The 24,960-nt window shown below is 60.7% G+C and carries 20 protein-coding genes; 9 read left to right on the forward strand and 11 right to left on the reverse strand.

Annotated features, from left to right (window positions below; translation table 11 throughout):
• The first annotated feature begins 395 nt into the window (after positions 1-395).
• The 5 genes from lon (at position 396) to cmoB (ending at position 5,932) form a co-directional block, all read left to right on the forward strand.
• Positions 396-2,813 carry an endopeptidase La gene (gene lon, locus V5E99_RS24880; RefSeq protein WP_499804886.1) on the forward strand — a complete coding sequence of 806 codons (2,418 nt, stop codon included), beginning with the start codon at positions 396-398 and terminating at the stop codon, positions 2,811-2,813.
• A 218-nt stretch (positions 2,814-3,031) separates the two neighbouring features.
• Positions 3,032-3,424: a protease inhibitor I42 family protein gene (locus tag V5E99_RS24885; protein ID WP_499804887.1), complete on the forward strand. Its 393-nt coding sequence runs from the start codon at positions 3,032-3,034 to the stop codon at positions 3,422-3,424.
• 2 nt (positions 3,425-3,426) lie between these two features.
• On the forward strand, positions 3,427-4,068 hold the full coding sequence (locus V5E99_RS24890; RefSeq protein WP_499804888.1) for a lysoplasmalogenase: 642 nt from the start codon (positions 3,427-3,429) through the stop codon (positions 4,066-4,068).
• A gap of 167 nt (positions 4,069-4,235) precedes the next feature.
• Positions 4,236-4,979 carry a carboxy-S-adenosyl-L-methionine synthase CmoA gene (gene cmoA, locus V5E99_RS24895; RefSeq protein WP_499804889.1) on the forward strand — a complete coding sequence of 248 codons (744 nt, stop codon included), beginning with the start codon at positions 4,236-4,238 and terminating at the stop codon, positions 4,977-4,979.
• A complete protein-coding gene (cmoB, locus tag V5E99_RS24900) occupies positions 4,976-5,932 on the forward strand; it encodes a tRNA 5-methoxyuridine(34)/uridine 5-oxyacetic acid(34) synthase CmoB (protein WP_499804890.1) in 957 nt (318 codons plus the stop codon). Before cmoA ends, cmoB begins: the two co-directional genes overlap by 4 nt.
• Positions 5,933-6,022: 90 nt before the next feature.
• On the opposite strand, the gene tadA is transcribed toward cmoB, so the two are convergent.
• The 7 genes from tadA to treP form a co-directional block, all read right to left on the reverse strand.
• A complete protein-coding gene (tadA, locus tag V5E99_RS24905) occupies positions 6,023-6,517 on the reverse strand; it encodes a tRNA adenosine(34) deaminase TadA (protein ID WP_499804891.1) in 495 nt (164 codons plus the stop codon).
• The gene (locus tag V5E99_RS24910; RefSeq protein WP_499804892.1) at positions 6,517-7,893 is read right to left on the reverse strand and encodes a multicopper oxidase family protein; all 1,377 of its coding nucleotides are present in this window, start codon (positions 7,891-7,893) and stop codon (positions 6,517-6,519) included. The genes tadA and V5E99_RS24910 overlap by 1 nt, the downstream gene beginning before the upstream one ends.
• A gap of 211 nt (positions 7,894-8,104) precedes the next feature.
• Complete coding sequence (locus tag V5E99_RS24915) at positions 8,105-8,395, reverse strand: PTS sugar transporter subunit IIB (protein WP_499804893.1); 291 nt, start codon at positions 8,393-8,395, stop codon at positions 8,105-8,107.
• A 2-nt stretch (positions 8,396-8,397) separates the two neighbouring features.
• Complete coding sequence (ptsP, locus tag V5E99_RS24920) at positions 8,398-10,926, reverse strand: phosphoenolpyruvate--protein phosphotransferase (protein WP_499804894.1); 2,529 nt, start codon at positions 10,924-10,926, stop codon at positions 8,398-8,400.
• A 162-nt stretch (positions 10,927-11,088) separates the two neighbouring features.
• Complete coding sequence (locus V5E99_RS24925; protein WP_499804895.1) at positions 11,089-12,312, reverse strand: maltoporin; 1,224 nt, start codon at positions 12,310-12,312, stop codon at positions 11,089-11,091.
• 94 nt (positions 12,313-12,406) lie between these two features.
• On the reverse strand, positions 12,407-14,056 hold the full coding sequence (treC, locus tag V5E99_RS24930) for an alpha,alpha-phosphotrehalase (protein ID WP_499804896.1): 1,650 nt from the start codon (positions 14,054-14,056) through the stop codon (positions 12,407-12,409).
• A gap of 146 nt (positions 14,057-14,202) precedes the next feature.
• Complete coding sequence (gene treP / locus V5E99_RS24935) at positions 14,203-15,645, reverse strand: PTS system trehalose-specific EIIBC component (protein ID WP_499804897.1); 1,443 nt, start codon at positions 15,643-15,645, stop codon at positions 14,203-14,205.
• 237 nt (positions 15,646-15,882) lie between these two features.
• On the opposite strand from treP, the gene treR reads away from it, so the two are divergent.
• The gene (gene treR / locus V5E99_RS24940; RefSeq protein WP_499804898.1) at positions 15,883-16,587 is read left to right on the forward strand and encodes a trehalose operon repressor; all 705 of its coding nucleotides are present in this window, start codon (positions 15,883-15,885) and stop codon (positions 16,585-16,587) included.
• Between the two features lie 72 nt (positions 16,588-16,659).
• Here the strand turns inward: treR and guaA are convergent, their stop codons facing one another.
• From guaA to V5E99_RS24960, 4 genes are all read right to left on the reverse strand, one after another.
• The gene (gene guaA / locus V5E99_RS24945) at positions 16,660-18,237 is read right to left on the reverse strand and encodes a glutamine-hydrolyzing GMP synthase (RefSeq protein WP_499804899.1); all 1,578 of its coding nucleotides are present in this window, start codon (positions 18,235-18,237) and stop codon (positions 16,660-16,662) included.
• Positions 18,238-18,319: 82 nt separating this feature from the next.
• Positions 18,320-19,786 carry an IMP dehydrogenase gene (guaB, locus tag V5E99_RS24950; RefSeq protein WP_499804927.1) on the reverse strand — a complete coding sequence of 489 codons (1,467 nt, stop codon included), beginning with the start codon at positions 19,784-19,786 and terminating at the stop codon, positions 18,320-18,322.
• A gap of 245 nt (positions 19,787-20,031) precedes the next feature.
• Positions 20,032-20,580: a hypothetical protein gene (locus tag V5E99_RS24955; RefSeq protein ID WP_499804900.1), complete on the reverse strand. Its 549-nt coding sequence runs from the start codon at positions 20,578-20,580 to the stop codon at positions 20,032-20,034.
• Between the two features lie 185 nt (positions 20,581-20,765).
• The gene (locus tag V5E99_RS24960) at positions 20,766-21,533 is read right to left on the reverse strand and encodes a sulfite exporter TauE/SafE family protein (protein WP_499804901.1); all 768 of its coding nucleotides are present in this window, start codon (positions 21,531-21,533) and stop codon (positions 20,766-20,768) included.
• 100 nt (positions 21,534-21,633) lie between these two features.
• On the opposite strand from V5E99_RS24960, the gene V5E99_RS24965 reads away from it, so the two are divergent.
• The 3 genes from V5E99_RS24965 (at position 21,634) to V5E99_RS24975 (ending at position 24,860) form a co-directional block, all read left to right on the forward strand.
• Positions 21,634-22,518, forward strand: a complete 885-nt coding sequence (locus tag V5E99_RS24965) for a LysR family transcriptional regulator (RefSeq protein ID WP_499804902.1) — start codon at positions 21,634-21,636, stop codon at positions 22,516-22,518.
• 128 nt (positions 22,519-22,646) lie between these two features.
• Positions 22,647-24,035, forward strand: a complete 1,389-nt coding sequence (xseA, locus tag V5E99_RS24970) for an exodeoxyribonuclease VII large subunit (RefSeq protein WP_499804903.1) — start codon at positions 22,647-22,649, stop codon at positions 24,033-24,035.
• Positions 24,036-24,038: 3 nt separating this feature from the next.
• Positions 24,039-24,860, forward strand: a complete 822-nt coding sequence (locus V5E99_RS24975; RefSeq protein WP_123410243.1) for a peptidoglycan DD-metalloendopeptidase family protein — start codon at positions 24,039-24,041, stop codon at positions 24,858-24,860.
• Positions 24,861-24,960 lie beyond the last annotated feature (100 nt).

A 24,960-nucleotide genomic window follows, 5' to 3' on the forward strand; every position in this document is an offset into this window, starting at 1 on the left:
TGGCGTTGTAATGCGCGACACGTGGCGATGATGCCTGAGTTAAGGCTAAGTGCCATCATTGAATACTACAGGACAGATCACCGCTCGTCCGCCAAAAACCTATGCAGACGATCAACATCTGCACAGGTTATCGACCCTGAATTCGAAAGCTTAAGAAAACGACGTAGGAGCTGCCGCAGGCTGCGATCCTTTGATCTTGATCCTCGGCATTTTTAAAGCCGCAGAAAATCAAGATCAAAAGATCGCAGCCTGCGGCAGCTCCTACCGGGGGCGTCTGGCCTTCGATGGGACGACGCTGTCAAAAACCTGAACACACAACCGGAAATATCCCCGGCCATTGAAACCACCCCCCACCTGCCCCATCTAAGACCCATACCCCATTGCGCAGGTGCCCCATGAGCGACCAGCAAGAATTCCCGGAAGACCCGAGCGAATACGCCGAAACCGATAACATCGAACACCACTCCACCGGCAAAGGCCTCGCCCTGCCTGGCCAGAACCTGCCGGACAAGGTTTACATCATCCCGATCCACAATCGCCCGTTCTTCCCGGCCCAAGTGCTGCCGGTGATCGTCAATGAAGAACCGTGGGCCGAAACCCTGGACCTGGTGAGCAAATCCGATCACCACTCCTTGGCTCTGTTCTACATGGACACGCCCCAGGAAGATCCGCGTCATTTCGATACTGCCGCGTTGCCGGAGTACGGCACGCTGGTCAAGGTGCACCACGCCAGTCGTGAAAACGGCAAATTGCAATTCGTCGCCCAGGGCCTGACCCGGGTGCGGATCAAAACCTGGCTCAAGCACCATCGCCCACCGTACCTGGTGGAAGTCGAATACCCGCACCAGCCCACCGAGCCGACCGACGAGGTCAAGGCCTACGGCATGGCGCTGATCAACGCGATCAAGGAACTGCTGCCGCTCAACCCGCTGTACAGCGAAGAGCTGAAGAATTACCTCAACCGTTTCAGCCCCAACGATCCGTCGCCCCTGACTGACTTCGCCGCCGCCCTGACCTCCGCCACCGGTGGCGAGTTGCAGGAAGTGCTCGACTGTGTGCCGATGCTCAAGCGCATGGAAAAAGTCCTGCCGATGCTGCGCAAGGAAGTCGAAGTCGCGCGCCTGCAAAAAGAAATCTCCGCCGAAGTGAACCGCAAGATCGGCGAGCATCAGCGCGAGTTCTTCCTTAAAGAACAGCTCAAGGTCATCCAGCAAGAGCTGGGCCTGACCAAAGATGATCGCAGCGCCGACATCGAGCAGTTCGAGCAACGCCTGACGGGTAAAGTGTTGCCGCCTCAAGCGCAGAAACGCATTGAAGAGGAAATGAACAAGCTGTCGATCCTTGAGACCGGTTCGCCGGAATACGCGGTCACCCGCAACTACCTCGACTGGGCGACGGCCGTGCCGTGGGGCGTGTATGGCGAGGACAAACTCGACCTCAAGCACGCCCGCAAGGTGCTGGACAAACACCACGCCGGCCTCGACGACATCAAGGACCGCATCCTCGAATTCCTCGCGGTCGGTGCTTATAAAGGCGAGATCAGCGGCTCCATCGTGCTGCTGGTGGGCCCGCCGGGTGTGGGCAAGACCAGCGTCGGCAAATCCATCGCCGAATCCCTGGGCCGGCCGTTCTATCGTTTCAGCCTCGGCGGCATGCGCGACGAGGCCGAGATCAAGGGCCATCGCCGCACCTACATCGGCGCGCAGCCGGGCAAACTGGTGCAGGCGTTGAAAGACGTCGAAGTGATGAACCCGGTGATCATGCTCGACGAGATCGACAAGATGGGCCAGAGCTACCAGGGCGACCCGGCCTCGGCGCTGCTGGAAACCCTCGACCCGGAACAGAACGTCGAATTCCTCGACCACTACCTGGATTTGCGTCTGGACCTGTCGAAAGTGCTGTTTGTCTGCACCGCCAACACCCTGGACTCGATCCCCGGCCCGTTGCTCGACCGGATGGAAGTGATTCGCCTGTCGGGCTACATCACCGAAGAAAAAATCGCCATCGCCAAGCGTCACCTGTGGCCAAAACAACTGGAAAAGGCCGGCGTCTCGAAATCCAGCCTGGCCATCAGCGACACCGCGTTGAAAGCCCTGATCGACGGTTACGCCCGCGAAGCCGGGGTGCGTCAGTTGGAAAAACAACTGGGCAAACTGGTGCGCAAAGCCGTGGTCAAGTTGATCGACGAACCGAACGCCACCATCAAGATCGGACCGAAAGACTTGGAAGCCTCCCTCGGCCATCCGGTGTTCCGTAACGAGCAAGTGCTGTCCGGTACCGGCGTGATCACGGGCCTTGCCTGGACCAGCATGGGCGGCGCGACCCTGCCGATTGAAGCGACGCGGATTCACACCCTCAACCGTGGCTTCAAGCTCACCGGGCAATTGGGCGACGTGATGAAAGAGTCGGCGGAAATCGCCTACAGCTACGTCAGCTCCAACCTGAAGTCGTTTGGCGGTGATCCGAAGTTCTTCGACGACGCCTTCGTCCACCTCCACGTACCGGAAGGCGCCACCCCGAAAGACGGCCCGAGCGCCGGCGTGACCATGGCCAGCGCCCTGCTCTCCCTCGCCCGCAACCAGGCGCCGAAAAAAGGCATCGCCATGACCGGCGAACTGACGCTGACCGGGCATGTGCTGCCGATTGGCGGGGTGCGCGAGAAAGTGATCGCGGCGCGGCGGCAGAAGATCTTCGAACTGATCCTGCCGGAGCCTAACCGTGGCAGCTTCGAGGAATTGCCGGACTACCTGAAAGAAGGGATCACCGTGCACTTCGCCAAGCGCTTTGCCGACGTGGCGAAGATATTGTTCTGATAGTCATGTAGTGCCTGGGTGATTGCTTTCGCGGGCAAGCCTCGCTCCTACGGGGTTGTGTGTCGTTCATATTTTTTGCGACCAACACAATTCCAGTAGGAGCGAGGCTTGCCCGCGAAGGCGCCAGCACTGACAACGCACATTCCCAGCGCTGTCACACTTTGTCTCATCTTCAGTTATGCTCGCCGTTCGTCGTGAATGCCGGAGCCACTGACCTTATGTCCCCCACCCGCCTGTTTGTCCCCCTCGCCCTCTCCTTGCTGGCCGCTTGTGCCACGCAGCCGAAACAGAACGTGACCGTGGAAAAACAAAGCCAGTGCCCGGTGAAACTGAGCAACGGACAAAACCTGATCCTGACCCTGCCCAGCAACCCGAGCACGGGTTACCGCTGGGCGATTCAGGACTCGGCCGGCGGCGTATTGCATGCACTCAGCCCCGAGGTCTACAGCAACCCGGAAGACGCCGGCATCGTCGGCAGCGCCGGCCTCTCCACCTGGCGCTTCCAGGCCTTCGCCGCCGGCACCGGGCGCCTGCGCCTGACGTCCCAGCAGCCCTGGGCGCCGGAAGTGTTGCCGGTGCAAACCTTCGATTGCGCAATTTCGGTTAACTGATCGTGGGTTGGCTGATTCTGGCGCTGATGGGCGCGGTGACCTTTCTCTATGGCCTGAGCGTGCATGCGGCGTTGCTCTGCCTGTTGGTCAAGCCGTTGCCGGTGTTGGCGCTGCTCGGCTGGCTGCATGACGCACCGCCCACTGAATATCGACGCTGGATCAGCCTGGGGCTGATGTTCTCTCTGCTCGGTGACGTGTTGCTGGCGTGGCCGGGGGATTTGTTTGTGTTTGGGCTGGGGGCGTTTCTGGTCGCGCATCTGGCGTATTTGAAAGCGTATTTGAGCGATTGCCGACGGCTGGCGTTGTTGCCGTTGGTCCTGGCCCTGATCGTCGGTGCCGTGTTGTTGGGGATTCTGATGTCCCATGGCTTGGGGCCGTTGCTGGTGCCGGTGATTGTTTACGGTGTGGCGATCAGCGCGATGCTCTGGCGCGCACTGGCCCGGCTTGGCAGCGATGTGCCCCGGCGCTCGGCGTGGCTGGCGGCGGCAGGTGCCGTGGCGTTTGTGTTTTCCGACAGCGTGATCGGGATCAGTCGGTTTGTCGTACCGTTCGAAGCGGCGCCTTACGTGATCATCCTGAGTTACTGGGTGGGGCAATGGGGGATTACGGCGTCGGCGTTTGGTCCGAAACCGCCTTTGGCCTGAGAGAAAAGATCGCAGCCTTCGGCAGCTCCTACAGGGGATCGCATTCCAAAGTAGGGGCTGCCGAAGGCTGCGATCTTTTGATTTGGCGGTTTATCAGGTAACCCGCGCATCCCCCGGGCAATTTGGCTAAAATGCCGGCCTTTTCCACCTACGCCGCTGGAACCGCCGTGAGCAAAGAACCCGATCGCCTTTTCGCCCAGCCTTTGGCCCAGGTGCCTGACTTCGCCTTTAACGAGGACGTGGTGCGGGTGTTCCCGGACATGATCAAGCGCTCGGTGCCGGGTTACCCGACCATCGTCGAAAACCTCGGCGTGCTCGCCGCGCAATTCGCCCAGCCCAACAGCGTGCTCTACGACCTCGGCTCGTCCCTCGGCGCCGTGACCCAAGCGTTGCGCCGGCATGTGCGCACCGACGGTTGCCGGGTCATCGCTGTGGATAACTCGGCGGCAATGGTCGAGCGCTGCCGCGAATACCTCAATGGCCAGGACTCGATGTTCCAGGAGTTGCTGCCGGTGCAAGTGATCGAAGGCGACATCCTCGCCCTCGAATTCCAGCCCGCCTCGGTGGTGGCGCTGAACTTCACCCTGCAATTCATCGCCCCGCAGCAGCGCACGGCGTTGCTCTCGCGTATCCGCCAATCGCTGTTGCCGGGCGGCGCGCTGATCCTGTCGGAGAAGCTGCGCTTCAACGATCTGGAAGAACACGCGTTGCTCACCGACCTGCACGTCGCGTTCAAACGCGCCAACGGCTACAGCGAACTGGAAATCGCCCAGAAGCGCAGCGCCATCGAAAACGTCATGAAGCCTGACAGCCTCGAAGAACACCGCGAACGCCTGTTGGCTGCCGGGTTCTCGAAAGTCGTGCCGTGGTTCCAGTGTCTTAACTTTGCCTCGTTGATTGCCTTGCCATGATTGATCTGTCCCCCCTCGCCCGCCGTTTGGCCGGCACGCCGCTGGCCGAATGGGCCAACACCCTGCAAGCGCAACTCGACAAGAAAATGGAAAAGGGTCACGGCGACCTGGAGCGCTGGCAAAGTGCCCTGGACGCGTTGCCGAAGATCCAGCCAAGCCAAGTCGATTTGCTCAACGGCCTGACCCTGGACACCGATTGCGACGATGCAACCCGCGCGCAGATGCGCACCGCGTTGATGGGCCTGTCGCCGTGGCGCAAAGGGCCGTTCGACCTGTTCGGCGTGCACGTCGATACCGAATGGCGCTCGGACTGGAAATGGTCGCGGGTCGCGCCGCACCTGGACCTCAAGGGCAAACGCATCCTCGATGTCGGCTGCGGCAACGGCTACTACATGTGGCGCATGCTCGGCGCCGGTGCCGACAGTGTGATTGGCGTCGATCCGAACTGGCTGTTCTTCTGCCAGTTCCAGGCCGTGCAGCGTTACCTGTCCGAACCGAATGCCTGGCACCTGCCGTTCCCGTTCGAAGACCTGCCGCCGAACATGGAAGGCTTCGACACCGTATTTTCCATGGGCGTGTTCTACCACCGCCGTTCGCCGATCGAGCATTTGCTGGCGCTGAAGGATTGCCTGGTCAAGGGCGGCGAACTGGTGCTGGAGACCCTGGTGATCGAAGGTGATCAGCAGCAGGTATTGGTGCCGGAAGACCGTTATGCGCAGATGCGCAACGTGTGGTTCCTGCCGTCGGTGCCGGCGCTGGAGTTGTGGCTGCGGCGGGCCGGGTTCACGGATGTGCGGTGTGTGGATGTCAGCGTGACCACGGTCGAAGAACAGCGCGGTACGGAGTGGATGAAGTTTCAGTCGTTGAACGATTTCCTCGATCCCGAGGATCACAGCAAGACCATTGAAGGGCTGCCGGCGCCGATGCGGGCGGTGATCGTGGCCCGCAAGTAAAAGCAAGATCAAAAGATCGCAGCCTTCGGCAGCTCCTACGGGGATCGCATTTTAATGTAGGAGCTGCCGAAGGCTGCGATCTTGGCGATGTCAGTCTCGACTAGCTCTTCGGGCCTTGAAGAATTCGCTCAACACCGCCCCACACTCTTCGGCCAACACCCCGCCTTCAAACAACACCCGGTGATTCAAGAAGCCCTGGGTGAAGAACTGCCCCTGACTTTGCACAATCCCGGCCTTGGGCTCCAGGGCGCCGTACACCACCCGGGCGATCCGCGAATGCACGATCAGGCCGGCGCACATGCTGCACGGCTCCAGGGTCACGTAGAGGGTGCTGCCGGGCAAGCGATAGTTGCTGGCGGCCAGGGCGGCGGCGCGGATCGCGACCATTTCGGCGTGGGCGCTCGGATCATTGCCGCTGATCGGGCAATTGAAGCCGCGACCGATGATTTCCCCGTCCTGCACCAGCACCGCGCCCACCGGCACTTCGCCCAGCGCCGCGCCTTGGGCGGCGAGGGCCAGGGCTTCGCGCATAAAGTCGCGGTCGCGGCTGCGGTCGATGATCGCGGCCGGGCGTATCTGACGCATCACGCCACCTCGATGGCGGCCATCAGGCCGGTTTCCATGTGGTCGATCACATGGCAGTGGAACATCCAGATCCCCGGGTTATCCGCCACCAGCGCCACTTGCGCCCGCTCGTTCTTGCCCAGCAGGTAGGTGTCGGTGAAATACGGAATGACCTTGTGCCGGTTTGAGGCAATCACCTTGAAGCTCATGCCGTGCAGGTGAATCGGGTGCTGGTACTGAGTCATGTTTTTCAATTCGAAAATGTAGCTTTTGCCCTTCTCAAGCTTGGCAATCGGGCGGTCGGCGCAGGTCTTGTCGGTGATGTCCCAGGCCTTGCCGTTGATTTGCCACAGGCTCGGCGGCTTGCCGTTATCGACATTGACCGACACCGAACCCACCCATTCGAAATTGAAGTTGAGTTTCTCGGCATTGGCCAGGTCCGGTTCGGCCACCGGGTTGGCGGGCAGCGCGGGCGGCCACACGGTCGGCGCGTCGCTGTTGGCCACCGAGCGGAATGTGCCGACACGCACAGGGCCGTTGCGCAAGGATAGCTCTTCACCGACCGGCGGGGCCTTGATCGCCAGGCAAATGCGCATGCCCGGACCGAGCCAGTATTCCTTGCCTAATGGACGCGGTTCGATGGGGTTGCCGTCCAGCGCATAGATCTGCGCTTCGACACCGGGAATGTTGAGGCGATAGGTCAGGGTGTTGTCGAGGTTGAGCAAGCGCACGCGGGTGATTTGCCCGGCCGGCAAGTCGATCACCGCTTGGGGCACGCCGTTGATGGTCGACAACCGCCCCGCCGTCCCGCCACGGGCCGCTTCACGGGGAATGCTGAACGCGACGAACGCGCCCTCGTCATCGACGTGCCAGCTCTTGAGGCTCAAGGTTTTTTCGTACTTGAAACCGGTGGGCTCGCGCTCTTCGATGATCAGCGGCCCGACCAGGCCACGGCCGAGTTCTTCGCTGCTGTTCACGTGGGGGTGATACCAGTAGCTGCCGGCGTCCGGTACCCGGAATTTGTAGTCGAAGTATTCCCCAGGCAATACCGGAAGCTGCGAGACGTAAGGCACGCCGTCCATTTCCAGCGGCAGGCGGATGCCGTGCCAGTGAATGGTGGTCGCCACCGGCAGGTGGTTGATGAAACGCACCCGCAGCCATTCGCCCTGACGCACGCGTAACTCGGTGCCCGGCGCCGACGGGCCGAACGCCCAGGCTTCGGTTTTGTGCCCGGCCACCAGTTCGACGTCCAGCGGCGCGGCGATCAGTTCATAGTCGTGGCCCGCCTCGGCGTCGGCCATTTTCCCCAGCCAGTAACGCGACGCGCCCCCCGCTCCGACGCCAACGACAACAAGACCGGCCAGGCCACCGAGGATTTGGCGACGGGTAAAGGACATGAACTCAACTACCTCACGTATCAGCGACGGGCCTGGGGCCCGCAAAAGGCGAATACGATACACCTGCGGTTGAGAAACAGTAAGGGTGGGGTGGCGGATGGCCGCAGTCTGCGTGAGACTTTTGAAAAAGATCGCAGCCTTCGGCAGCGCCTACATGGGATTGGCCTACACCCTGTAGGAGCTGCCGAAGGCTGCGATCTTTCGGGTTCACCTACCTCCCAAGTCCTGACAGGAGATGAACAACCCCATCATTGAACAGCATGACCCCCGGCACTCCCGCCCTGTTCAATGCCTGGCGATCCATCCGCCCCACATCCCGCAATTCCACCCGCACCCGCGTCAGCGCCACGGGCTGCTGCGACTTGAGGTTATCCGCACCGCCCAACGCGGCCACGATCTCTGGCGCCAACCCCGGAACAACCGTAACCACGGTCTTCGGCTCATCCATCACCAGGTCCGGGGTCAGTGCCTTCCAGAACGCCCGCTGCATTTTCTCGAACATGCTCAGTTCTCCAGAACCAGTGAAGTATCGACCGTCGCCGCGTGATACAGGCGCAACGCCTCGCGCACCTGCTCGGCGCTTTCCAGGCCCAGCACTTGCTGGGCGATGGCCTGGCAGTCCGTCAGGTTCACTTCACGCACCGCTGCTTTGACCGCTGGAATCAGCGGCACACTGACCGACAACTCATCCACCCCCAGCCCCAGCAACAACGGGGTCGCCAGGGTTTCCGAGGCCAGCGCCCCGCACACGCCCACCCATTTGCCATGGGCGTGCGCCGCTTTGACGGTGTTGGCGATCAGGCGCAGCACCGAGGGGTGAAAGCTGTCCGCCTGACTGGCCAGGCGCGGATGATCGCGATCCATGGCCAGGGTGTACTGGGTCAGGTCGTTGGTGCCGATGGAGAAAAAATCCACCTCCGGCGCAAACAGATCGGCCATCAACGCCGCTGCCGGCACCTCGATCATGATCCCCAGCTTCGGCAGCGCCGTAAGCCCCAACGCCAGCGCCTCTTCTTCCAGCAGTTGCCGGGCCAGTCGCAATTCCGAAAGCTGCGTGACCATCGGCAACATGATGTGCAAACGGGCCAGTGCAGCGCTGCTCAGGATCGCCCTGAACTGATCGCGCAGCAGTTGCGGGCGCTCCAGGCACAAGCGAATCCCGCGCATACCCAGGAACGGGTTGGTTTCACTGTCCATCGGCACGTAGGCCAGCGGTTTGTCGCCGCCGACATCCAGGGTGCGCACTACCAGATTGCGCGTTGGCCCCAGGGCGCGTGCGATGGCGCTGTAAGTGGACGCCTGTTCGTCGTGGCTCGGCGCGTGGTGGCGGTCCAAGTACAGAAACTCCGAACGCAGCAACCCGACGCCCTCACCGCCCAGGCTGATGGCCTGTTCGGTTTCGACCAGCGAAGCGACGTTGGCCGTCACCTCGATGTGATGACCGTCGCGGGTACACGCGGCGAGCGAGGCGTGCGCGAGGTCCTGTTGATGGCGTTTGTGGTGTCGTTCGCGGTTGGCGTGCAATTGTTCGATGACCGCCAGATCCGGATCGAGGTGCAGCTCGCCCTTGTCGGCGTCGAGCAACACCTGCGTGCCGTTGGCGAGGGTCAGCACATGGGCCGGCAACCCGCAAATCGCTGGCAGACCAGCGGCCCGGGCCAGGATCGCGACGTGACTGGTGGCGCCGCCGCCCACCGTGGCGAACCCCAATACCTTGCGGGTGTCGAGCCCGGCGGTCTGGGACGGCGTGAGTTGTTCGGCGATCACGATGGCGCCTTCCGGCAACTCCAAGGCCCGGTCCTGCACACCGAGGATTCGCTTGAGCACCCGTTGGCCGACATCCGCCAAATCCGCCGCGCGCTCCGCCAACAGGGCATTACCCAGGCTTTTGAACAAGGTCGCCGTCGACTCGGTGGCTGCGCGCCAGGCGAATCCCGCGCTTTTGCCTTCGTTGATCAGCACCTGAGCCACTTCCAGCAGACTCGGGTCTTCGAGCAGTTCCTGGTGCGCCTTGAAGATGTCGGCCTGGGCCTCGCCAGCAGCGTTGTCCCGCAACTGTTGCAGGGCCGCCAACGCCTCGGCGAGGCCCCGGGCCAGGTGGTCGCGCTCAGCCTGGGGAGTGGTGCCGAGTTCAATGACGTCCAGGGGGTGTTCAGCGATCTGCACCACGTAGCCAAACGCCGATCCGCCCGACGCGCAAACCCCACGCAACACGCTCAACGATGCCGCCGCAACCTCGTTCGTCGCCACCGGGGCCGTGACCGCTTCACCGCAGCCGCTCACCAACAGTTCGGCCAGGGTTTTGATGGCCACTTCAGCATCCGGGCCGGCCGCGCTGACTTGCACAACGTCACCGTGAGCGGTCTGCAAGGTCATGATCGCGACCAGGGATTTCGCGTTCACGCTCTCCTGCTGTTTATGCAGATAAATACTCGCGGCAAATCGCTTGGCTGCCTGGGCGAACACCGCCGCCGGACGGGCGTGCAAGCCGTTGGGGTTGGCCAGGGTCACCGGTTTGGAGAACAGCGCTTCGCCGTCCTGCGTTTTCTCGTCATCCGTGATTGGCCCGGCGGTGTCCACGCTCAGCAACGGTTGGCCGTTGTCTACGACACCCGATTCAGGCACCAGCCACGTGAACGGTTCACCGCTGACCACGAGCATCAACGTCAACAGGCTGCGGGCATTGAGCGCCACAAAATCGGCATCGAACTCGATCAGCGACTGCCCGACGTCAACCTGCTCACCCTCCTCCACCAACCGGGTGAAGCCCTTGCCTGCGAGGTTCACCGTGTCGAGGCCGATGTGCAGCAACACCTGCACCCCGTTTTCGTCGGTGATGCTGATCGCATGCCCACTGGCCTGCACATTGCTGACCACTCCCGCCAGCGGCGCGCACAAGGTGTTTGAAGTCGGATCGATGCACAGGCCATCGCCGATCACCCGACTGGAAAACACCGGATCGGGGACAAGGTCCAAAGGCATCAATACGCCGGACAGTGGCGCATGCAGCTGCAAAGGTTGGGGTGTGGCCATGACGTCACCTGCTGATCTGTTCTTTTAAAAGACGCTTGCGATACCCGTGTAGGAGCTGCCGAAGGCTGCAATCTTTTGATCTTGATTCTATGCGGCTTTAAAACGCTGAGGATCAAGATCAAAAGATCGCAGCCTGCGGCAGCTCCTACCGGGGTTATGCGTTTATTTCCACCAGTACTCGACCTGCAATCCGACGTTCGCACCGTGGCGCGCGGTACCGAAGACGCCGGTGTCGGACAACGCCGAGCCCGCCGCCAGTTCATTGGCCGCCCGTTTCGCCGCCTCGTTCCAGCTCGCATAGGTGTAATACAGACGCACCTCGGGGCGCGCCCAGAATTCCGGGCCCTTGGGCGACCAGGTCGGGGCGAAGGTGAACTTGCTCAACTTGCGCGTCCCGCCCGGTGCTTCAACCTGATCGTGGCCCAGTTCGGTCACCAGTTTGAACTGCTCGGTGATCGCATACGCCGGGCGCACGCCAAGGGAAATCCAGTTCTGGTCGGCGCCGTCCGGGCGAATGTCTTTCTGATAGACCGCTTCGATCTGCCCGCCAAAACGCGGCGTCACCTGCCAGTCGAAGAACTCCACCACCCGATAGCTTTTGTTGCTGTCGTCGAGCTTCACGTTACCGGTATAGCCCAACCCGGTGCCGGGGCCTTCACCGTACTGGAAGGCCAGTTTGTTCTTGCCGCCGAGAAAACCTTTCTGCACATGCTGGGTGGTAATCGCCCAGCCACGGTGCGCGTCGCGGCTGTCGGGTTTGTCGATGTAGCTCAGGCCCAGCTCCAGCTCGCCGCCGGGGTTGGTCTGGAACCCGGCGACGTTGAAGTCGTGCCGGTTGATGTAGTCCTTCTGGTACAGGTTGTCCTTGCGCGAGAGCGCGTAGCTGTACTTCAGATCACCGATTTTCACGTCCTCGATACCGCCGCCAGTGGCGCTCTGGTTCCAGTAATAGAAGTCGGAAATATGGATGTCATTTCGTTTGTAGTAACGCCGACCGGCCCACAACGAGCCGCCATTGAGGCTCGGCAGGTTCGACCATTGCGCATACATCTGCGGCATGCGCACCGAGCCGTTGTCACCGTTGAAGGTCAGGTCCTTGTCGTACTGGTTATACAACGACGCCATGCCGTCGACGCTCAGCACCGAACCGTCGTCCAGGGTGTAAAGATCCTGGCGCAATTCAAGCTCGGCGTACTGTTCGCATTCGTTGCCCAAACGGTATTTGGTCTGCGCCCCCGGCAGTTGGAAGCACTGCTGCTTGCCGCTGTTGACCGAGGTTCCGACGCCGCTGCGCAAGTAGCCAGCGAACTCCAGCGCCTGGGCCGACAGCGGCAACGCCAGGCAAACACCGGCGGCGACAAGGCTGCGATTTATTGTTGTTTTCAAGAACCACCCCATTATTTTTATTGTGTGATGCAGCAAAAACGGCGCGCAAAACTCCCCCGCGCAGCGTTCTGCGTGTTGTTAAAAACGCTGTTGTTTAGTGGTCGGTCAGGTGCAGCACGAACGACTCAAAGGGCCGCAAAAATACCTGCCCATTGCGCGGTGCACAGTCCGGGTAGTTGCTGATCACCCGACGTTGGGTCATCGACTCACTGATGATTTGGTCCGGCAATTCGACTTCACACGGCGTGCCGTAGAAGTTGTTCAGCACCAGCAAACGCTCACCGGCACCTTCACGCACATAGGCCCAGATTTGCAGGTGTTCGGGCAGCAACTGGCGGTACTCGCCGTCGCACATCAACGCTTCGCTTCGGCGCAAGGCAATCAGCTGACGGTAGTGATGCAGCACCGAATCCGGGTCGTCGAGCTGGCTGGCGACGTTGATCTGCGCGGCGTTGGCCGGCACGCTGATCCACGGTTCGGCCGTGCTGAAACCGGCGTTCGGTTCGGCGTTCCAGTGCATCGGCGTGCGGCCGTTGTCCCGGGACTTCTGCATGATCGCCGCCATGTTGTCGGCATCGCTGACACCGGCCTCACGCTTGAGGCGATGAATGTTCAGGGTTTCGACATCACGGTACTGCTCGATGCGCTCGAAGCCCGGGTTGGTCATGCCCAACTCTTCGCCCTGGTACACAAACGGCGTGCCCTGAAGGAAGTGCAGCGCCGTGCCGAGCATCTTCGCCGAGAGCACCCGGTGCTCGCCGTCATCCCCAAAACGCGACACCACTCGCGGCTGGTCGTGGTTACACCAGAACAGTGCGTTCCAGCCACCGCCGGCCTGCATGCCGGTCTGCCAATCGGAGAGGATGCGTTTGAGCTGGAGGAAGTCGAAATCGGCACGAATCCACTTTTGCAGGTTCGGGTAATCCACTTTCAAGTGATGAAAGTTGAACGTCATCGACAGCTCTTTCGATTCCGGCCGCGAGTAACGAATGCAGTGTTCGAGACTGGTGGAGGACATCTCGCCGACATTGATCAGGTCGTGGCCTTCAAACACTTCGCGGTGCATTTGCTGCAAGTACTCATGGACGTTCGGGCCGTCGGTGTAGAAGCGCCGACCGTCGCTGTTGTCCTCGGGGAAATCCGCCGGTTTGGAGATCAGGTTGATTACGTCGAGGCGGAAACCACCCACGCCTTTGTCGCGCCAGAACCGCATCATCTTGAAGACTTCGGCGCGCACCTGCGGGTTGTCCCAATTCAGGTCGGCCTGGGTGTGGTCGAACAGGTGCAGGAAGTACTGGCCGGTTTGGGCTTCGTACTCCCAGGCCGAACCGCCGAACTTGGATTCCCAGTTGTTCGGCTGGTCGCGCCAGATGTAGAAGTCGCGGTACGGGTTGTCGAGGCTGCTGCGGGCCTGCTGGAACCAGGTGTGCTCGATGGAGGTGTGGTTGACCACAATGTCGAGCATCAGCTTGATGCCGCGCTTGCCGGCCTCGGCGATCAGCAATTCACAGTCGGCCATGGTCCCGTAACTCGGGTCGATGGCGTAGTAATCGCTGATGTCGTAACCGTTGTCGCGCTGGGGCGAACGCAGGAACGGCGTGATCCACAGGCAATCGACGCCCAGCCAGTGCAGGTAATCGAGCTTGGCCACGACGCCGAGCAAATCACCTGTGGGGTTACCGGCGTGGCTGTGAAAACTCTTCGGGTAGATCTGGTAGATCACCGAACGTTGCCAGTCTTGCATGGCGTGATTCCTTCTTGAATTTTGTACAAACCCGGTAGGAGCTGCCGAAGGCTGCGATCTTTTGATCTTGATTCCCGAAGCAATCAAGATCGCTGAAGATCAAAAGATCGCAGCCTTCGGCAGCTCCTACGGGCAATAGCAATCGGTCAGGCGACCCGGTATCCGGGCCGGACAATCTTCATGCTCAACCCGCAGGTCAGAACAAATGGCACGACGATGGCAATCAACATGCCGATCACGAACATCGGAATGAATTGCGGAATGATCGAGATAAAACCGGGCAAGCCACCGACGCCAATGGCCGAGGCCTGGACCTTGTTCAGCGACAGGAAGATGCAGCCCAGCGCCGAGCCTATCAGCGCGGCATAAAACGGAAATTTGTAGCGCAGGTTGACGCCGAACATCGCCGGCTCGGTGATGCCGAAGTACGCCGAAATCGCCGAGGTCGAGGCCATGCTTTTGTCCCGCACGTTGCGGGTCATGTAGAACACCGCCAGCGCCGAACTGCCCTGGGCGAGGTTGGACATGACGATCATCGGCCAGATAAAGGTGCCGCCCTGTGTGGAAATAAGCTGCAAGTCCACGGCGAGGAACATGTGGTGCATGCCGGTGATCACCAGTGGCGCATAGAGCAGGCCGAAAATTGCGCCGCCAACCATGGGAGCCAGGTCGAACAGCGTGACCACGCCTTCGGTGATCAGAATCCCCAGATGCCGGGTGACCGGACCAATCACCGCCAGTGCCAGCACGCCGGTGACGACGATGGTGGTGATCGGCACGACCAGCAATTGAATCGCGTTCGGCACCCGTGCCCGCAGCCATTTCTCGATGACGCTCATGACGTAGGCCGCCAGCAGGATCGGCAGGATCTGGCCCTGATAACCGACCTTCTCGATCTTGAACCAGCCGAAAATATCGAAGTACGGCAGGCTCTGACCGTCGAGCCCGGCCACGGCCTTGCCGTAGTTCCAGGCATTGAGCAAGTCCGGGTGTACCAGCATCAGGCCGAGGACGATGCCGAGGATTTCGCTGCCGCCAAATCGCTTGGCCGCCGACCAGCCCACCAGCGCCGGCAGGAACACAAACGAGGTGTTGGCCATCAGGTTGATCAGGCTCCAGACGCCATCGAGGCTCGGGTAGGCCTCAAGCAGCGTCTTGCCCTCGATGAACATGCCTTTGGCGCCGATCAGGTTGTTGATGCCCATCAGCAGGCCGGCAATGATCAGCGCCGGCAGGATCGGCATGAACACGTCGGAAAACACCCGCACCAGACGCTGCATGGCGTTGATTTTGTCGGCGCTCTTTTGTTTAACGTCGGCGATGGTCGACGCGGCGAGACCGGTTTGCCGGCGCAGTTCGGCGTAGACCTTTTCCACTTCGCCAGGGCCGATGACCACTTGGTACAGGCCACCGGTAAAGAACGAGCCCTTGACCAGATCGATCTGGTTCAGCGTAGCGCTGTTGACCAGGCTCGGGTCCTTGAGGGCCAGGCGCAGGCGCGTGACGCAGTGCGCGGCCTGCTCGAGGTTGTCGCTGCCACCGAGGCTGCGGAGCAGCTCGCTGGCGATATTCGGATAGTCGTGGCTCATGCTTGTTCTTCCGCTGTAGTTTTTTGTTATTGGCAGCACGCCGAAGCGAAAAGTACTCGTCTGTACGAGTTAAAGCAACAACTCGTACAGACGAGTTTGAATTTGTTTATCTTGAACCCGACCGGCGGCGACATTTCCTACCTCCGAAGTCAAAGAAACCTATTGCCGCATGGACAAAGCCCTACCCTGCCCTTAAGGTTCGAAACCTTGAGTACAGCGCGGCATAGAGCCATCCCCATGAGTAAATACAACCAGATCTACACCGATCTGCTTGCCAGCATTACCACCGAACGTCTGGAACGCGGCGCCCGGTTGCCCTCCGAAACCGAACTGATGGACAGCTACCAGGCCAGTCGCGGCACCGTGCGCAAGGCGATCGAGCAATTGCAGGAGCGTGGCTTCGCCCAGAAAGTCCACGGCAAGGGCACCTTCGTGCTGTCGACCAACCCGATCGAATTTCAATTGGGCGGCATCGTCAGCTTCCAGGAAACCTACCCACGGTTGGGCAACGACGTCAGCACCGAAGTGGTCGAGTTCGATCAGATCCCCCTTGAGGGCGCGCTGCTGGAGCACATCCAGGCCGACGAGGGCAGCCTGATCACGCGGATCAAGCGCGTACGGCGAATCGACGGCAAACGGGTAATCCTCGACATCAACCATTTCGTCAGCGATGTGATTCCGGGCCTGACCCGGGACATCGCCGAACAGTCGATCTACGCCTTCATCGAACAGACCCTGCAACTGCAAATCGCCTACGCCCAGCGCACCATCGAAGCGGTCAAACGCAGCAAGGACGATCAGCAGCATCTGGACCTCGACGGCCAAAGCCATGTGATCGTGGTCAGTAACCAGACGTTTTTGCAGGACGGCCGGCAGTTCGAGTACACCGAATCGCGGCATACGCTGGATAAGTTTTACTTCTCGGATGTGGCGCGGCGCTGAAACGCAAAAGGCCCCGTGAATGTGCATTCACGGGGCCTTTTGGGTGTTACGGACGATCAGTTACAGCGGGGATCACTCCCACTCAATCGTCGCTGGCGGCTTGCTCGACACGTCGTAAGTGACGCGGGAGATGCCTTCGATTTCATTGATGATGCGGCCGGACACGGTTTCCAGCAGTTCGTAAGGCAGGTGTGCCCAACGCGCGGTCATGAAGTCGATGGTTTCCACGGCACGCAGGGCCACGACCCAGGCGTAACGACGGCCATCGCCCACCACGCCAACCGATTTCACCGGCTGGAACACGACGAACGCCTGGCTGACTTTGTGATACCAGTCGGCCTTGCGCAGTTCTTCGATGAAGATGTGGTCGGCGCGACGCAGCAGGTCGGCGTATTCCTTCTTCACTTCACCGAGAATCCGCACGCCCAGGCCCGGGCCCGGGAACGGGTGACGGTAGACCATGTCGTACGGCAGGCCGAGTTCCAGGCCCAGACGACGGACTTCGTCCTTGAACAGTTCGCGCAGCGGCTCGACCAGTTTCAGGTTCATCTCTTCCGGCAAGCCACCCACGTTGTGGTGCGACTTGATCACGTGGGCCTTGCCGCTTTTGGCGCCAGCCGACTCGATCACGTCCGGGTAGATGGTGCCTTGGGCGAGGTACTTGATGTTGTCCAGTTTATTGGACTGGGCATCGAAGACGTCGATGAAGGTACGGCCGATGATTTTGCGCTTCTTCTCTGGGTCGCTTTCGCCAGCCAGGTTGTTCAGGAACTGGTCTTCAGCGTTGGCGCGGATCACCTTGACGCCCATGTTCTCGGCGAACATGGCCATCACTTGCTCGCCTTCGTGCAGACGCAGCAGGCCGTTGTCGACGAAGACGCAGGTCAGTTGGTCGCCAATGGCTTTGTGCAGCAGCGCGGCAACCACCGAGGAGTCCACACCGCCGGACAGGCCGAGCAGGACGTTGTCGGTGCCGACCTGGGCGCGAATGTTGGCGATGGCGTCTTCGGCAATTTTCGAAGGCGTCCACAGGGCTTCGCAGCCGCAGATGTCGAGGATGAAGCGCGAGAGGATGCGACCGCCCTGCTTGGTGTGGGTCACTTCCGGGTGGAACTGCACGCCGTAGTAGCCGCGCTCGTCGCTGAACATGCCAGCGATCGGGCAGCTCGGGGTGCTGGCCAGGATGTGGAAGTCCTGCGGCATCTTGGTGACTTTGTCGCCGTGGCTCATCCAGACGTCGAGGCCGAACAGGCCGTCAGCGTCGATGTGGTCTTCGATGCCGTCGAGCAGGCGGCTCTTGCCAACCACGTCAACGCGGGCATAACCGAACTCACGCAGCTCGGAACCTTCGACCTTGCCACCCAGCTGTTCAGCCATGGTTTGCATGCCGTAGCAGATACCGAAGACCGGCACGCCCAGGTCAAACACGGCTTGTGGGCAGCGAGGGCTGTTGGCTTCGTGCACGGACTCGGGACCGCCGGCGAGAATGACGCCTTTTGGAGCGAATTCGCGAATCGCTTCGTCGTCCATGTCGAACGGATGCAGTTCACAGTACACGCCGATTTCACGCACGCGGCGGGCAATCAGCTGGGTGTACTGGGAACCGAAGTCGAGGATCAGGATGCGGTGGGCGTGAATGTCGAGGGCCATGAAGTCAGTCTCGTCTAGTGAATCAGAAACAACTCGGGGCTGAATAGAACAGCCCCGGTTACTTAACTTATTGCTGGAAGGCTCAACCTACGCGGTAGTTTGGCGCTTCTTTGGTGATCTGTACGTCGTGAACGTGGGACTCGGCCATGCCAGCACCGGTGATCCGCACGAACTCAGGCTTGGTGCGCATTTCTTCGATGTCGGCACTGCCGGTGTAGCCCATCGAGGAACGCAGGCCGCCCATCAGTTGATGGATGATGGCGCTCAGGGTGCCCTTGTACGGAACACGCCCTTCGATGCCTTCCGGTACGAGCTTCTCGGCGCCTGCCGAGGAATCCTGGAAGTAACGATCGGAGGAGCCTTGAGCCTGGGACATGGCGCCCAGCGAACCCATACCACGGTAAGCCTTGTACGAACGACCCTGGAACAGTTCGATCTCGCCCGGCGCTTCTTCAGTACCGGCGAACATCGAGCCCATCATCACGCAGGAAGCACCGGCAACGATGGCCTTGGACAGGTCACCGGAGAAACGGATGCCGCCGTCGGCGATCAACGGCACGCCAGTGCCTTCAAGGGCAGCGGCAACGTTGGCGATGGCACTGATTTGCGGGACGCCGACACCGGCGACGATGCGGGTGGTGCAGATCGAACCAGGGCCGATACCGACCTTGACTGCGTCGGCGCCAGCGTCGGCCAGGGCCTTGGCGGCAGCGCCGGTGGCGATGTTGCCGCCGATGACCTGCACTTCAGGGAAATTCTGTTTGACCCAGCGAACGCGGTCGATCACGCCTTTGGAGTGACCGTGAGCGGTGTCGACCACCACCACGTCAACGCCGGCAGCAACCAGTGCCGCAACGCGATCGCCGGTGTCTTTACCGGTGCCGACCGCAGCACCAACACGCAGACGACCTTGATCGTCCTTGCTGGCCAGCGGGTAAGCCTTGGCTTTTTCGATGTCGTTGACGGTCATCATGCCTTTGAGGGCAAATTTGTCGTCGACGATCAGAACGCGTTCGATACGGTGTTTGTGCAACAACTCGCGGACGTCGTTCTTGTCGGCGCCTTCCTTGACCGTGACCAGACGCTCTTTAGGCGTCATCACTTCGCGGACAGTGGCTTCCAGACGATTTTCGAAACGCACGTCACGGGAAGTGACGATGCCGACCAGGTCGCCATCGTGCAGGACCGGAACGCCGGAGATGTTGTGCAGGCGGGTCAGTTCGAACAGTTCACGAACCGTGGCGTCAGCCTCGATGGTGATCGGGTCCTTGACCACGCCGGCTTCGTAACGCTTGACCTTGCGAACTTCGGCAGCTTGCTGCTCGATGGTCATGTTCTTGTGGATGATGCCGATGCCACCTTCCTGAGCCATGGCAATTGCCAGACGGGCTTCAGTGACGGTGTCCATGGCAGCGGAAACCAGAGGAATATTCAGCTCGATGCCACGGGTTAGGCGGGTCTTGAGACTGACTTCGTTAGGAAGCACCTCGGAATAACCAGGCACTAGGAGAATGTCGTCGAATGTCAGAGCTTCTTGGCTGATACGCAGCATCGCGGGGGCTCCCGAGCGGGAAAATGGAAGCGCGCCATTATAGTCAGACACCCCCTCGGGTTCAATGTAAAACTCTGTCTATTATTGGCATTACTGATATACGGGAATTATCGAGCGGATATGCGCGTCCTCTAGCTTTTCGTAGGAGCTGCCGAAGGCTGCGATCTTTTGATCTTCAGCAATTTCAATTACGTCGAGAATCAAGATCAAAAGATCGCAGCCTTCGGCAGCTCCTACGGGGATCAGAGTTCGACTTTCACCCAGCTCACGGGCTGGTCGAGCCAATCGGCGAACTCATCGATAAAGCTCTGCTTGAACCCCGCCTCGGCCCAGTTGTTGAAGATGAAACCGAGGTTGGAAAATCCGCACTCCTGCAAAAACAGAAACCCGTTGATGTCATCTTCATGCCCGCACTCGGGGCAGGTGAAGTTATCGGTGCGCCCCGGCATCCACTCTTCCAGGCTTTCAAACAGCGCTTCGCCGACTTCCTTGCGGCACTCGGCGCACCCTGCTTCTCCCAGGAAACCCTTGGCCGGCGTGTAGATGCAGCGCTTGGTGATGATTTCCAGGCCATTGATCGGCTCGCCGAACGGCAACGCTTCGGGGTGCAGGACCACCGCTCGCGCGCCGTCGGCCAGCGCGTAACCCATGCGATTGCCGGTACGGCCACAGGTGGTCAGTTCTTCTTTGACAATGTTCTTGCGCACCAGCCACCGCACGATCGCCCGGGCCCGGGGTTCGTGCACCGGCAGTGTGGAGATTTTCGGGACGATGATGCTTTGGGAATTCATGGTGCAAGCCTGCTGCGTCGAATGGGATGTTTCTGCGGCGTGGCGGATGACGCCTTCGCGGGCAAGCCTTGCTCCTACAGAATGTATATCGTCGCCAATTGATCGAGCGACTCCGAATCTGTAGGAGCAAGGCTTGCCCGCGATTCGATCTGACGGCCGGCAGCTTAATCCCTGACACGTTCAGGTCAAGTACTCAAATACCGCCCGATCAAGGCAATCCCGCTGGCCAGCACCAACCAGGTCACCAGCCGCACGAACGCCTCCCGGGACAGTTTCATCGTCAACCGCCGACCAATCCACAACCCCAGCGCCATGGCCGGCAACAAGCACACGGCCAATACCAACAAGGGTAGCTCGGCATACACCCCCGCGACGGCAAACAGGCTCAAACGCACCACGGTGCTGCAACTGATCAGCGCACTTTGGGTCGCCCGGGCCGCGTCCTTGGGCAGGCGACTGTTCAAATAGATCGCATATAAAAAGCCGCCACTGCCAAACAACGCGCCGAACATCCCGCCCACCGTCCCCATCGGCACTGCCCAACCGGCGGACAACTGCGTCGGACGGGCTTTGACCCACAGGCTGTAAACCGCATAGGTACTGATAAACAGCCCCATCAACAGCAGCAATAGATCGGACTTGAGGTTCAACAAAAAAATCACCCCCAGCGTGCAGCCCACCGCCATGCACGGCAGCAGTCGCAGCAGCTCGGGCTTGGCCACGTCCCGCCGCGAGGGCAGCAGATTGCCGAACGCCGCGACGAAATCCAGCAGCACCAGCAACGGCACGATTTTCGACAGCGGCATAAACAGGATCAGGATCGGCCCCGCCACCAGCGCGGTACCAAAACCGGCAATGCCAAACACGATATAAGCCAAGGCAATGCCCAGCCCGATCACCAGCCAGTCCGTCGCGGTGAACGGCCATTGGCTCAACATCTCAAACACATTCATTGGCAGGCGTTCCTTGAATTCCTCTGATGACTTTAGCCAGCGCCGAGGGTTGCGACTAATATCTTCAACGTCGCCAACCCATCTCGAAAAGGCATGCCTCGTGCTTTCAACCCGCCAATTGCGTTACTTCGTGGAAATCGCCGAGTGCGGCAGTTTCAGCGCTGCGGCCGAACGCCTGTTTATTGCGCAGTCGGCCCTGAGCCGACAGATCAAGGACATGGAAACTCGCCTGCAAACGCCCCTGTTCGAACGCACCGCACGCCAGCCGCGACTGACAGCCGCCGGCGAAGCATTTTTGCCCCGGGCCAGAAACCTGTTGCTTGAGTTGACCAAAGCCAGCGACCTGGCGACCCAGGTCGGCAACGGCCAACTCGGCACCTTGCGCCTGAGCCATTCCAGCACCGTACCGATGAGCGGCCGCCTGTTGAAAGGCATCAGCGCGTATCTGGATCAGCACGCCGGCGTGTCCATGGACATCGTCAAACTGTCCTCCGAGGCGCAATTGGAGGAGTTGGCCGAAGGTCGGCTGGATGTCGGCCTGCTGCGCTTGCCGGTTCTGCGTCAGCGTGAAGGTGTACAGATTGTGCCTTTATATAGCGAGCGCTTGCTGCTGGCCGTGCCGCCCAATCATCGACTGGCTGTGGATAACTCAGGGCAAGGCATCGATCTGGCGCAGTTGAAGGATGAGGCGTTTATTTCCATTCCCCACCCACAGCGCGGCGGCTTGAGCTATTTGTCTGCCGAGTTGTGCATGCGCCAGGGCTTCTTCCCCAAGGCTGCCCGGGTGGTGTCGCGCAAAACCACGCAACTGCAATTGATCCAGGCCGGGTTCGGTATCGCCCTGCTGCCGGAATCCATGCGCGACATCGCGCCGCCCGACATCCATTTCCTGACGCTGGCCAACCCGGATTGCCAAAGCACGGTCGCCCTCGCCTGCCGGCAAAACCCCAGCGCATTGGTCCAACAATTCATCCAATCCCTGTAGGAGCTGCCGAAGGCTGCGATCTTTTGATCTTCAGCGATTTCAATTGCGTCGAAAATCAAGATCAAAAGATCGCAGCCTTCGGCAGCTCCTACCGGGGATCGTGCAATCCCTTGGAGAATGCCTTTATCATGCGCCCCATGATTAAAGATCCCTTTGCAAGACTCGGCCTGGACCGTGAAGTCCTGACTGTCAGCCAGCTCAACGGCCGCGCGCGGGTGTTGCTCGAAGACGTGTTCAGCAATATCTGGGTCGAAGGCGAAATCTCCAACCTCGCCCGCCCGGCGTCCGGCCATGTGTATTTCACCCTCAAGGACAGCGGCGCCCAGGTTCGATGCGCGCTGTTTCGGCAGAACGCCACCAAAGTTCGCCAAGCGTTGAAGGACGGTCTGGCGGTCAAAGTCCGCGGCAAGGTTTCGCTGTTTGAAGGCCGTGGCGACTATCAACTGATCCTCGACACCGTGGAGCCTGCCGGTGACGGCGCCCTGCGCTTGGCCTTCGATGCGCTGAAAGAAAAGCTCAGCGCCGAAGGCCTGTTCAGTGCCGAACGCAAAGTGCCGCTTCCAGCGCATCCGCAACGGATCGGCATCATCAGTTCGCCCACCGGCGCGGTGATCCGCGACATCATCAGCGTGTTCCGCCGTCGGGCGCCGCAGGTACAACTGACGCTGATCCCGACCGCCGTGCAGGGCCGCGAAGCCACGGCGCAGATTGTCCGCGCCCTGAAACTGGCGGACGCCCGGGGCTTCGACGCGTTGATCCTGGCCCGTGGCGGCGGCTCGCTGGAAGACCTCTGGTGTTTCAACGAAGAAGCCGTGGCCCGCGCCGTGGATGCCTGCGTGACGCCGATTGTCAGCGCGGTCGGGCATGAAACCGACGTCTCGATCAGTGACTTCGTGGCCGACGTTCGCGCCCCGACGCCTTCCGCTGCCGCTGAACTGCTGGCGCCGGACTCAAGTGACCTGGTGCGCCGGGTCGAAAGCCTGCACCGCCGTTTGGTGATGCGCATTCGTGATCGCTTGATGCGTGATCGCCTGCGCCTGGAAGGCATGTCCCGACGTTTGCGCCATCCCGGCGAACGTTTGCGTCAGCAAGCGCAACGCCTGGACGATCTGGACATGCGTATGCGTCGCGCCTTCGAGCGCAGCCTCAATACCCGCCGCGAATGTTTGATTCGCCTGGAAACCCGACTCGCCGGACAACATCCGGGCCGGCAATTGGCGATGTTGCGCCAACGCCTCGACAGCCTCGCCGAACGCTTGCCCCGGGCCATCCGCGAAGGGCTGAAAAGCCGTCGCCTGCAACTGCAAAGCCAGGTGCAGACGCTGCAAGTGGTCAGCCCACTGGCGACCCTCGCCCGTGGCTACAGCATTTTGCTGGACGAGCGCGGCAACGCGATCCGCAGCGCCGAGCAGACCCACAATGGCCAGCGCCTCAAAGCCAAACTGGGCAATGGCGAACTGCAAGTGCGCGTCGAAGACAATCACCTGACGCCTGTCACCCTTTCTTTACTGGATTGATTCATGCCACGTTTTTTAGCTCCGCTGCTGTTGCTGTGCCTGACCTTCAACGCCCACGCCGACAGTTACATCACTCGCCTGCTGAACAAACCGGTGCCGGGCGGCGTGGCGGTGGTGGATTTGGGCACGGCGGCCCAGGCGCCTAAAGCCACGTACCAAGGCAAACCGGTATTGGTGGTCAAGGAACAGAGCAATTGGCTGGCCATCGTCGGCGTGCCGCTGACGGTTAAACCCGGCACCCAGCAAGTCAGCAGCGGCGGCCGTAACCTGAGCTTTACCGTCGGCAACAAGAAATACCCGGAACAGCACATCACGTTGAAGAACACGCAACAGGTCAATCCGAACCCGGAGAACCTCAAGCGTATCGAAGGCGAGCTGGCCGAGCAGATCCAGGCCTATCGCAGCTTCAGCCCTGTCACCCCGAGCAACCTGCTGCTGGACAAACCGGTCAACGGCCCGCTGTCGAGCAAATTTGGCGTGCGCCGGTTCTTTAATGGCGAAGAGCGCAACCCGCATGCCGGGCTGGACTTCGCGGTACCTGCCGGCACGCCGATCAAGACTCCGGCGGCGGGCAAGGTGATTTTGATCGGCAACTACTTCTTCAATGGCAACACGGTATTCGTTGATCACGGCCAGGGCTTTATCAGCATGTTCTGCCACATGTCGAAGATTGATGTGAAGGTCGGCCAGCAACTGGCCCGTGGCGGCGTGGTGGGCAAGGTCGGTTCGACCGGCCGCGCGACCGGGCCGCACATGCACTGGAATGTCAGCCTGAATGATGCGCGGGTTGATCCGGCGATTTTCATTGGCGCGTTTCAGCCCTGATGTTTGGGTGAACGCCCAACCCAACCTGTAGGAGCAAAGCTTGCTCGCGATTGCCGTCATGCGGTGGTTCATACGCACCGCGTTATCGTTTATCGCGGGC

The sequence above is a fragment of the Janthinobacterium sp. LPB2021202312-11-4 genome, from assembly GCF_037049705.1.
Lineage (GTDB): Bacteria > Pseudomonadota > Gammaproteobacteria > Pseudomonadales > Pseudomonadaceae > Aquipseudomonas.